Origin of the sequence: Colwellia sp. MB3u-55, from assembly GCF_014076785.1 — a bacterium.
Lineage (GTDB): Bacteria > Pseudomonadota > Gammaproteobacteria > Enterobacterales > Alteromonadaceae > Colwellia_A.
This window is the reverse complement of record NZ_JACGUS010000116.1, coordinates 191590-203546: the sequence shown is the minus strand read 5'-3', so window position 1 is coordinate 203546 and position 11957 is coordinate 191590. Positions and strand designations below refer to the sequence as shown.

7 protein-coding genes are annotated in these 11957 nt (G+C 37.8%); 6 read left to right on the top strand and 1 reads right to left on the bottom strand.

The window, feature by feature from the left end:
- The first annotated feature begins 152 nt into the window (after positions 1-152).
- From H4J66_RS12890 to arcA, 3 genes are all read left to right on the top strand, one after another.
- On the top strand, positions 153-1187 hold the full coding sequence (locus tag H4J66_RS12890; RefSeq protein ID WP_259368528.1) for a methyltransferase: 1035 nt from the start codon (positions 153-155) through the stop codon (positions 1185-1187).
- A gap of 43 nt (positions 1188-1230) precedes the next feature.
- Positions 1231-2859: a sensor histidine kinase gene (locus H4J66_RS12885; RefSeq protein WP_182175339.1), complete on the top strand. Its 1629-nt coding sequence runs from the start codon at positions 1231-1233 to the stop codon at positions 2857-2859.
- Positions 2860-3059: 200 nt separating this feature from the next.
- Positions 3060-3761 (top strand): two-component system response regulator ArcA, encoded by a 702-nt coding sequence (gene arcA, locus H4J66_RS12880; protein WP_070375514.1) that lies wholly within the window; start codon positions 3060-3062, stop codon positions 3759-3761.
- 76 nt (positions 3762-3837) lie between these two features.
- Here the strand turns inward: arcA and H4J66_RS12875 are convergent, their stop codons facing one another.
- A complete protein-coding gene (locus tag H4J66_RS12875) occupies positions 3838-4185 on the bottom strand; it encodes a phosphorelay protein (RefSeq protein ID WP_182175338.1) in 348 nt (115 codons plus the stop codon).
- Positions 4186-4480: 295 nt separating this feature from the next.
- Between H4J66_RS12875 and folE2 the strand changes: the two genes are divergently transcribed.
- The 3 genes from folE2 (at position 4481) to H4J66_RS12860 (ending at position 11802) form a co-directional block, all read left to right on the top strand.
- Positions 4481-5404 (top strand): GTP cyclohydrolase FolE2, encoded by a 924-nt coding sequence (gene folE2, locus H4J66_RS12870; RefSeq protein WP_182175336.1) that lies wholly within the window; start codon positions 4481-4483, stop codon positions 5402-5404.
- A gap of 488 nt (positions 5405-5892) precedes the next feature.
- Positions 5893-10353, top strand: a complete 4461-nt coding sequence (gene gltB / locus H4J66_RS12865; RefSeq protein ID WP_182175509.1) for a glutamate synthase large subunit — start codon at positions 5893-5895, stop codon at positions 10351-10353.
- A 33-nt stretch (positions 10354-10386) separates the two neighbouring features.
- Complete coding sequence (locus H4J66_RS12860; RefSeq protein WP_182175334.1) at positions 10387-11802, top strand: FAD-dependent oxidoreductase; 1416 nt, start codon at positions 10387-10389, stop codon at positions 11800-11802.
- Positions 11803-11957: the final 155 nt, after the last annotated feature.

Sequence of the window (11957 nt, the reverse complement as noted above, 5' to 3'; positions counted from 1 at the left end):
TTATTCGCCTTTCTGACATGATAATAATATTCACGTAGAATAGCGGCTATTATAAACATATCTTTTCGTTAAGCGTATAAAATACCGTTAATTAATTTAGGGTATAAGTTATATATTTATGAATGCCATAACCCAATTATTTGAGAATAACTTTGTTAGATAACATCAATCAATTATTGCTGCGTAATCCCGATTTACTAAAAGCAAAAGCGCCATTATTTATCAACCTACCTATTGACGATTTTTTTGAAGAATACCATGCACTTCACCCTCAAGCAGTGATGACATGTTATAACACGAATTATCAATCACATTTACAAGCCAAACGATTAGACCTCACTCAAATGACTGCGGTATTTAATGTCTATTATCAAAGTAAGACTGCCCACGACTTAGTGATTATTCAGTTTCCTAAAAGTAAGGCCGAGTTAACTTTTATGCTCGCGATGATAAAAGACTCGATAGCAAATGAATGTTTAGTTTTGGTTGTAGGTGAGAATAAAAGCGGTATTAAGTCATTAGCAAAGTTGACCGAACAACAGCTTGGCGATTGTGCAAAAATTGATGCTGCTCGCCATTGCTTATTATTCGCAAGCAATATACTTGCGACGCAAAAGTCTTTTATCTTAGACAACTGGCTAAAGCCATATTCTTTTATGATTAAAGACACAAGTGTAGATGTGGTTGCCTTGCCTGGTGTATTCAGTCAAAACGGCCTCGACATTGGCACTCAGGTATTATTGGAAAATTTACCAAAGAAAATCACCGGCGAGCTACTCGATTTTGGCTGTGGTGCCGGAGTCATAGCCAGTTACTTGGGTAAAGTTTTTCCTGAGATTAAGTTACACTTACTTGATGTCAGTGCCTTAGCATTATATTCAGCGCAAGCAACATTGAAATTAAATAATTTAACTGGTCACGTTTTTCCATCAGATAGCTTGTCAGATCTAAAAGGTAAGTACGATTACGTTATTTCAAATCCACCCTTTCATCAGGGCCTTAAAACCAATTATCAAGCAACAGAGACATTCCTTTCAAAAATAAAACCCCATTTAAAACCGAAAGGACAAGTCACTGTGGTGGCAAATAGTTTTCTCCGTTATCAACCCATCATGGAAGAGGCGATTGGAAGAACACAAGTTTTGGCTAAGCAAAAGGGCTTTTCTCTTTATCATTGTTCAATTTAATTGCTCAATATAAAATTTAAGTTACTATAAATATATGGAAAAAATGAAACGCATTCACTCATTAAAAATAAAGCTAATGGTTATGATCATTGGTTTTGTTGTGTTATCTGTCATTATTTCTTCTTTTATCATCGCTAATTTAATCATTAACGATACTAACGAGGACGCCTCAAATAACACAAAGTATTGGGCAGAGCTTATCGCAAATAGTCAAAGTACCAATCTGGTTAATCTGGCCAAAGATGAAGACCAATTAATTAGTAATTATTTATCAATGCTAAAACATGTCCCTTATATTAGGCATGTTCATATTTATAAAAAAAATCCTGACACTGAAGCTATTACTTTCTTCGCTAGCTACAACAAAAGTGCTATAGGCAAGGCTATTTCTGAAAAAAGTGAAAAAATAGCCGAGTTATCGTCAGCAAAGTTTAGCGGCCATATTATAGAACTTATGTTACCTGTAATAGCTGAAGAGCAAACGGTGGGCTATGTCTATATACAAGTCAGCAGCGAACATATACAGCAAATAACTAATTATTTATTATTGCGCTACACCCTTCTCATTTTCATGTTTATTTTTATTACCGCTTTAATATCAATAGCACTTAACCGCTTTATTACTTCTCCGATGTTAAATATTGCAAATAAAATACAGGAAATCTCCAAACATAAAAAGTTCAATTTACGCATTGAACAGATGCCTTTTAAAGAGCTCGATATTCTAGCGCGCAACATAAATATTGTACTAAATAGAGCTGAAACACAACTTGCTAAACTCTCAGATGCCAAGCAACTCAGTTATCAGCAAAACCAAGATCTTGAAAATAAAGTCAATAAACGTACCCAAGCCTTGAAGGATTCTAATAATGAATTACTTTCAACATTAGAAAAGTTGCATCAGTTTCAAGGGCAACTTGTTGAAAGTGAGAAAATGGCTTCGTTAGGCGATATGGTTGCCGGTGTCGCTCATGAAGTAAATACACCGATAGGTTTAGGCGTTACAGCTTCAACATTATTATCGGATCGCTTATTAGAAATAAAAAAAGCTTTTGATGATAAAACCTTAAAATCAAGTCAATTGAAAAAGTTTCTTGTTGAAGGTGAAGAAAATACCGCAATTATTTACCGTAACTTGAAGCGCGCTGCAGAATTAATTGCCAGTTTCAAAAAAGTTGCTGTTGACCAATCAAGTGAAGAAGCACGAACATTCAATATCAAAAATTTGTTTGACGACATATTATTAACGTTAGCCCCACAAATTAAAAAGTTACCTTTTATTATCAATGTGGACTGTCCATGCGAACTCGTTATAAAAAGCAAACCCGGTCCTATCAATCAAATAATTATTAATTTAATACAAAATTCTATTAATCATGGCTTTGATGACAGAGACCATGGTGTAATTACCATACAGACTAGTATTTCTAGTGATATGCTTACTATTGACTATCAGGACGACGGTAGGGGTATTGAACCTTCTATTATGAATAAAATTTTTGAGCCTTTCACCACCACAAAAAGGGGTTCGGGTGGCAGTGGTTTAGGCTTACATCTGGTTTATAATTTAGTCACACAAGCACTAGGTGGAAAAATATCCTTTATTAGTGAAATTGAAAAAGGGGTTAATTTCAAAATTATTATCCCAACACAAGTCATTAAAGAAGATTAAAGCTGTGTGGATAAATATTTGTTGATTAAGAAGAAACTAACAAACTTGATTGTTTTTTAGTTAGTGGTTCTATACCATACTAATAATTGTATAAATAATTAACAAAATAAGCATTAGTAACATAGCGTTAATATAATTTTCAGCTATAATTAACATACCTAAACATTATTGCTAAATACATAAAGAATGGAAAAAAAAACATGCAAAAACCTCACATACTTATCGTAGAAGACGAAGATGTTACACGCTTTAACCTACGTAACTTGTTTGAAGCAGAAGGTTATCAAGTATCAGAGGCTACAGACGGTGAGAGCATGGATACTCAATTACAAAAAAATACCATTAATTTAGTCATCATGGATATTAACCTTCCGGGTAAAAATGGCTTATTATTGGCAAGAGAATTAACCAGCAACAACGAGCTAGGGTTAATATTTCTTACCGGTCGTGATAGTGATATAGATAAGATACTTGGTTTAGAAATCGGTGCTGATGACTATTTAACAAAGCCATTTAATCCACGTGAATTAACAATTCGAGCTCGAAACATTCTTAACCGAATTGGTCAAACAAAGAATGAAATTGAAAAAGCAGTGATCACCTTCAATAAATGGTCACTCGATGGTAATTCAAGAAAAATGACAGCACCTGATGGACAAGTTCTATCTATACCTCGCGGCGAATATCGCGCCCTACGTTTATTAATTGAAAACACGGGCCAAATTGTTACACGCCAGCAATTGATTAAAGAAATGACGGGTCGTGACCTTCGCTCAAATGACCGTACTGTTGATGTAACGATTAGACGTTTACGCAAACATTTTGAGTCAGTACCAGACGCTGCTGAATTAATTAATACTATTCACGGTGAAGGATATCGTTTTATTGGCTCTGTTGATTAAGCGCTCTTTAACAATAAATAATTAAAAAAGGGAAAGCAATAATTGCTTCCCCTTTTTTAATTGTTTTAATGTATGGTTACTTTGAGGCTAACCATACTTTAAAGGCAGTAACGGCATTTTTATTTATCTCATTGAGCTCAGAGATATAAGCTGACTTTTCTGGCCATTGCCCTGGTAATTTTTCAATTGCAACCAACTTAGCATGAGCGGTTAACAAACCAACACTGCCAGTAGCACCTTTCATTTTATGGCAGCGTTCTTGCCATAAGACTTGTGACTCTTGTGCAATCGAATCGATAATGTCTTCAATATAGGTCTTTGATTGCTCAATATATAAGTCCAACATCTGTTGTACAATATTTTGTCCTAAGCTATCCAAGTATCCATCTAATAAATTAACATCTAACTGTTCGGTATAATTCACAAAACCTACCTTAAATTATAATTATCGTGGTGTAATTTTCTTCATTGTAACAATATCAACGCCGATGTCATTAAACAAATGCCTTTCATCTAGATTACTTCAAAGTGATTTGAAAAGCATAAAACCATATGAATACACAGCGTTTCAATAAGTTATCTTGCCAAGTAACTTAAAAAAGAACTGTCGCTATATCTACAAGGAAATATACGTTAGAATACGCGCCCTTAATAAGTTTGTTATGTACTGAAGTTTCAAAAAGCCCTTTACATAGCGCGTTAGAAATACTGGAGTAGAAATGTCCACATTAATGCCTGATATCGCCAATCACACCTCAGCTCAAACCGAAGGTACCCTCGATTGGGTTGGAATGAGTAATATAGAAATGCCGATGATGGTTGCTTCGCAAGGTGAAAATGAGCGAATGGTTTCTACTTTTATTGACGCGTTTGTAAACTTAAAAGAGCCACAAGCAAAAGGCATTCATATGTCTCGCTTGTATTTACTGCTTGATGAACTTTCAACCAGTAATACTTTAGACTTTCAAAGCTTGGTCACTTTACTCAGTGGTTTTATCAGTAGTCATCACGATCTTAGCGATAATGCTAAAGTACAGTTCCGCTTCGACTATCACCTTAGAAGAAAATCATTAATCAGTGGTAAGCAAGGCTGGAAAGCATACCCAGTAACATTAACCGGTCGCTTAAATAAGGGTAAACTCGATATAGAGCTAGCCGTTGATGTTAGATATTCATCAACTTGTCCTTGTTCTGCCGCCCTTGCTCGACAGTTAATTCAAAAAGCTTTTAAAGAGAAGTTTAATGACCAAGAAGCCGATTTAGACTCAATTCATGAGTGGCTTGGTACAACTGAAGGTATTGTTGCTACACCTCATAGTCAACGTTCAGTTGCTGAATTAAAAGTAAAGTTAAATGCCAACATTAGTGAATTCCCTATTACTGCATTAGTCGATATTATTGAAGGCTGTTTAAAGACACCCGTTCAAGCCGCAGTAAAAAGAGAAGATGAACAAGAGTTTGCACTACTTAATGGTCAAAACTTAATGTTTTGTGAAGACGCCGCTCGTCGTTTACAACACGCAATGAATAACACTGCTGGCTATGACGACTTTTGGCTACGTATCAACCACCTTGAATCTTTACATGCCCACGATGCGGTAAGTATTACGACTAAGGGCGTTGAGGGTGGTTACCAACCTTAAGCCACTGCTATTCAAAACATAAAAAGTAAATTAGTATTAAAGCCAGTAATTACTGGCTTTTTTATTGATGAATTTTCTGCGTTTTCTCCTCCACCTCGCCCATACATCAATGAATAAAAGATGAATAACACCTAAAATTAACATATCTCAGTATATTTCGTCATAAAAATTAAAATGTAATTAAATTACAACAAAGTAAACAAAAATCATTCTCAACTCGCTAAAACCTATTGATAACAGCTTGAAAAATACACAACTAAATCAACAAAACTAACCATCATACACAATAATCAATCAAAACAGGCAGTTAGACTAATGTATAAAAACTACGAGCAAATACTCTATTTTGATTGACCTTTTATCGATAAGTGTTTAATGTGAAGGGTTCCACCTGAGTGAAAACAGAGTATTTATGCATTATTTGTATAACTTTATTCCTTTAACATGTTCTCTGTGCTCAAGTGGTTATTTCCTGAGGAGAAAATAACATCATGCTTTACGATCACAGCGTTCAAAAAGACAACTGCGGATTTGGCTTAATTGCTCACCAACAAGGTGAAGCAAGTCATAAACTAGTAAAAACGGCAATTCATGCACTTGATCGCATGCAGCATCGTGGCGGTATCGCTGCTGATGGTAAAACAGGTGACGGTTGTGGCTTGTTGATGCAAAAACCTGATACTTTCTTTCGAGCTATTGCCGAAGAAAACAACTGGAAGCTTGGCAAAAAATACGCTGTAGGTATGATTTTCCTCAATCCTGACCCTATTCAAGCCACTTTAAGTAAAAAGATTCTTGAAGAAGAGTTAGCGCGTGAAACCCTAACACTTATTGGCTGGCGCATAGTCCCTACTGATACTTCTATGTTGGGTGAAACAGCTGTCAATAACATGCCACAAATAGAGCAAGTTTTTGTTGATGCTCCTCCGGGCTGGAGAAATCGAGATTTAGAGCGCCGCTTATTTATGGCACGTCGTCGTGCAGAAAAACGCATTGAAGATAACGTTTTTTATGTGGCAAGTTTGTCGTGCTTGGTAACTATCTATAAAGGCTTAATGATGCCAGTAGACTTACCTAACTTTTATTTAGACCTTGCTGATATTCGCATGCAAACGGCCATTTGTGTTTTTCATCAACGTTTTTCAACCAATACTTCTCCACAGTGGCATTTAGCACAACCTTTTCGTTATTTGGCTCATAACGGTGAAATTAATACAATTAAAGGTAACCGACAGTGGAGTCGTGCCCGTACCCACATATTTAAATCTCCTTTATTACCCGATCTTCAAGATGCTGCACCCTTTGTCAATGAAAGTGGTTCTGACTCATCATCACTAGATAATATGCTTGAATTATTCCTTGCTGGCGGTATGGATTTATACCGAGGTATGCGTTTATTAATGCCACCTGCTTGGCAAAATAGTCCGTTAATGGATGAAGACTTAAAAGCGTTTTACGAATTTAATTCTATGCATATGGAACCATGGGACGGCCCAGCCGGCGTTGTGGTTACCAATGGTCGCCATGTTGCCTGTAATTTAGATAGAAACGGCTTACGTCCTGCTCGTTATGTTATTACTCGTGACGGTTTTATCACCCTTGCCTCTGAAGTAGGTATCTGGGATTACGGTGAAGATGAAGTAGTTGAAAAAGGTCGCGTTGGCCCCGGTGAAATGCTTGCCATTGATACTTACACTGGCAAAATATTCACTTCTACAGATATTGATGAAGAACTAAAAGTTCGCCACCCTTATCGTGAATGGTTGGATAAAAACATCCGCCGTTTAGTACCGTTTCATCAACTCGATGCCGAACTTATTGGTAAGCGTATTTTTAATGATAAAAGCATATCGCAATACCATAAAATGTTTAATTACAGTTACGAAGAAATTCATCAAATTGTGAAAACATTGGCTGAAAATGGTATGGAGGCAACTGGCTCTATGGGCGACGACACCCCTATGGCTGTGCTTTCAAGTCAACCTCGTACAATTTATGATTACTTCCGTCAACAATTTGCTCAGGTAACAAATCCACCCATTGATCCATTACGTGAACGCTATGTTATGTCACTAGGTACCTGCATTGGTCGTGAGCATAATGTTTTTAACGAAACAACAGGCCATGCCAACAGAATTTTGTTTGCAACACCTGTATTAATGTATACCGGATTAAAACAGCTACGTGAACTTGACCCTGAGTATTACCGCAGTGACACACTGAACTTAAATTACCGCACAGAAGAAGGTTTAGAAGCTGCAATCATCCGTTTATGTGATGAATCCGAGGCATTAGTTCGTGATAAAAACACCGTTATTTTAGTACTTTCAGACCGTCAAATTGATAAAGGGTTATTACCTATACCCGCAGCGATGGCGGTTGGTGCAGTACAGCAACGCTTAGTTGAAACGCAATTACGTTGTGACTCAAATATAATTGTTGAAACGGCATCGGCAAGAGATTCACATCACTTTGCTGTACTACTGGGCTTAGGCGCTACTGCAGTTTATCCTTATCTTGCTTTTGAAACGATTGAACAATTAGTTGAACAAGGACAAATTGAGTTAACGGCTCGTCAAGCTGTAATGAACTATCGTGATGGCATTAATAAAGGCTTGTTGAAAATATTATCTAAGATGGGTATTTCAACAATCGCCAGTTACCGTTGTGCAGGTTTGTTTGAAGTGATTGGTTTGCATCAAAATATAATGAAAATATGCTTCCCTGATTTACCGAGTCGTATTCAAGGAGCTGATTTTTCAGACATAGAACAAGACAACATTAACCTTGCTCGCAAAGCCTTTTTAGCACATCAAAAAGTCAATCACGGCGGCTTACTTAAATATGTACATGGCGGTGAATACCACGCTTATAACCCTGATGTCGTGACTTACCTACAAAAAGCAGTTAAATCTGGTGATTATGCAGATTACCGCCTGTTCGCCGATCAAGTAAATAAACGCCCAGTAACAACATTACGTGACTTATTGGGCTTTAAAGAAGACACCCAATCAATTGATATCAGCAAAGTAGAACCTGATACTGAAATGTTTAAACGCTTTGATAGTGCCGCTATGTCTATTGGTGCATTAAGTCCTGAAGCTCATGAAGCATTGGCAATTGCCATGAACCGTTTAGGCGGTTATTCAAATTCAGGTGAAGGGGGTGAAGACGAACGCCGCTTTGGTACCGTAAAAAATTCACGTATCAAACAAATTGCTTCTGGCCGATTTGGGGTAACACCGCATTACTTAGTGAATGCCGATGTACTACAAATAAAAGTCGCTCAAGGTGCAAAACCTGGTGAAGGTGGTCAATTACCCGGTGATAAGGTTTCACCATTAATTGCTAAGTTGCGCTTTTCAGTACCCGGTGTGACATTGATTTCTCCACCACCACATCATGATATTTATTCAATTGAAGATTTAGCTCAGCTTATTTTTGATTTAAAGCAAGTTAACCCTAAAGCGGTTATTTCAGTAAAACTGGTTTCAGGACCTGGTGTTGGTACTATCGCTTCTGGTGTTGCTAAAGCTTACGCTGATTTTATTACCATTTCAGGTTACGACGGTGGTACTGCAGCTAGTCCATTGAGTTCGGTTAAGTATGCCGGTTGTCCATGGGAGTTAGGTTTAGCCGAAGCACACCAGTCATTAGTGACTAACGGTTTGCGTCATAAAGTACGTTTGCAAGTTGACGGCGGATTAAAAACTGGTATCGACATTGTTAAAGCGGCAATTTTAGGTGCAGAAAGCTTTGGTTTTGGTACTGCGCCTATGGTCACTCTGGGCTGTAAATTCTTACGTATCTGCCATTTAAATAATTGTGCTACAGGTGTCGCAACACAAGATGATGTTTTGCGTGAAAAATTCTTTAAAGGTTTACCTGAGCAAGTCATGAACTACTTTAAGTTTATTGCCCAAGAAGTGCGTGAAATTTTAGCTCGTTTAGGGGTCGAAAGCTTGACCGCGATAATTGGTCGAACCGACCTACTAGTTCAACTGACAGGTTTAACAGCTAAGCAGCAAAAATTAGATTTATCACCTATTATTGCACCTGTTGTAGCAGGTGCTGATACAGCTCTTTATCAAACAGAAGGAAATAATCCCTTTGACAAAGGCGTATTAAATAAAGAAATATTGGCGGCTTGTACTGATGCTGTTTCACACAGCGCAGGCGGTGAGTTCCGTTTTGCTATACAAAACACTGATCGTTCTGTCGGTGCATCATTATCGGGTGAAATTGCTCGTCATCATGGTGACCAAGGGATGGCGTCATCTCCTATTAAAATTTATCTTAATGGCACAGCTGGCCAAAGTTTTGGTGTTTGGAATGCCGGTGGCTTAGAAATGACCCTAACCGGTGATGCCAATGATTACGTTGGTAAAGGAATGACTGGCGGTAAGCTAACCATCAAGCCACCTAAAGGTGTTGAGTATTTAAGTCATAAAACCATGATTATGGGTAATACTTGTTTATATGGCGCAACCGGTGGCAGACTTTATGGCTGTGGCCGTGCGGGTGAGCGCTTTGCGGTGCGTAACTCGGGTGCTCATGCTGTGATTGAAGGCACTGGCGATCATGCTTGTGAATACATGACGGGTGGCATAGTGACCATTCTTGGGCAAGTTGGTGTAAACTTTGGTGCCGGTATGACAGGTGGTTTTGCTTATGTGTTTGATGAATCAGGTGATTTAGATGTCCGCTTAAATAGCGAATCTATTGAATTATTACCAATAAGTGATCTGACTATTCATCAAGAACATTTACGCGGTATTATTAACCAACATTTTGATGAAACAGGTAGTGCACGCGCTCAAGAAATATTAGCTGACTTTGATGCTTACGCACCACGATTTAAATTAGTTAAACCTACGGCAACCGATGTTAAAACCTTATTAGGTCATCGTAGTCGTTCATCTGCTGAACTTCGCGTTCAAGCACAGTAGTCGTGTCGAGAATGCGAATTAAGGGAAAACAGTATGAGTAAAAATGTTTATCAATTTATCGATGTTAAACGCATCGATCCGCCTAAAAAAGCGATTGAACAACGTAAAATAAATTTTGTTGAAATCTATCAGCCATTGAGTACTGACCAAAGTGCTGGCCAAGCAGACCGTTGTTTAGATTGTGGTAATCCTTATTGTGAGTGGCAATGCCCTGTTCACAATTATATTCCACAATGGTTAGAATTGGTTACAGAAGGTAAGATTTTTGAAGCTGCTGACTTATGTCATCAAACAAATAGCTTACCAGAAATGTGTGGCCGTGTTTGTCCACAAGACAGACTCTGTGAGTCTGCCTGTACATTAAATGAAGATTTTGGTGCAGTTACTATTGGTAATATCGAAAAATATATTACCGACACTGCGTTTGCACAAGGGTGGAAACCCGACTTATCAGACGTAGTAAAAGTGAACAAACGTGTTGCTGTTATTGGTGCTGGCCCTGCAGGTTTATCTTGTGCTGACGTACTAACACGTAATGGTATCGACGCTGTTGTTTACGACAAACATGCTCAAATAGGTGGCTTGCTCACATTTGGTATTCCATCATTCAAACTAGAAAAAGATGTTATTCAAACGCGTCGTGAAATTTTTGAAGGCATGGGCATTGAATTTAGATTAAATGTCAATGTCGGTGTTGATATTACCATTGATTCATTAAGTGAAGAGTACGACGCGGTATTTTTAGCACTCGGCACCTACACAGATATGACAGGTGGTTTTGAACACGAAGGCGCTGCTGGTGTTTATACCGCCCTCGATTTCTTAGTCGGTAATACACAAAACTTAATGAAAATTACTGAAAATGCTAAACCTTTTATCAGTTTTGAAAATAAGAAAGTCATAGTACTCGGTGGTGGTGATACGGCAATGGATTGTGTACGTACGTCAATTCGTCAAAGTGCTACCGAAGTAACCTGTGCTTATCGTCGTGACGAAGCCAATATGCCGGGTTCACCACGCGAGGTTCAAAATGCTAGAGAAGAAGGTGTTAACTTTCAATTTAACATACAGCCTCTTGATATTGCTATTGATAAAGAAGGTAACGCCTGCGGTGTTAAATTTGTAAAAACTGAACTAGGTGCTGCGGATGCAAAAGGCAGAAGAAGCCCTGAACCGATAGCTGGTAGTGAGTTTATTATGGAAGCTGATGCCGTCGTTATTGCTTTTGGTTTCTTACCTAGTCCGCCACAATGGATGAAAGATGCCGGTGTTGAAATAGATAAACGTGGATTGGTGTTAGCCGCTGATAATAGCGAATTTGCTTTACAAACCACTAAACAAAATATTTTTGCCGGCGGTGATATGGTACTAGGTTCAGACCTTGTTGTTACAGCTGTTGATCAGGGCCGAAAAGCAGCCATAGGTATTCTAGACTTTGTGCTAAGTTGATCTATATTTAGCGTTTATTTTAAAAAGCAGCCTAAGCTGCTTTTTTTATGCTTAAATTTAATAAAATAAACACCCATTCAAACAAAGTGAGCTATATTAATAAAATAGAAAACTTGGTTAAAGTTTATCAATAGTATTGCTACCAAGTATGTTAC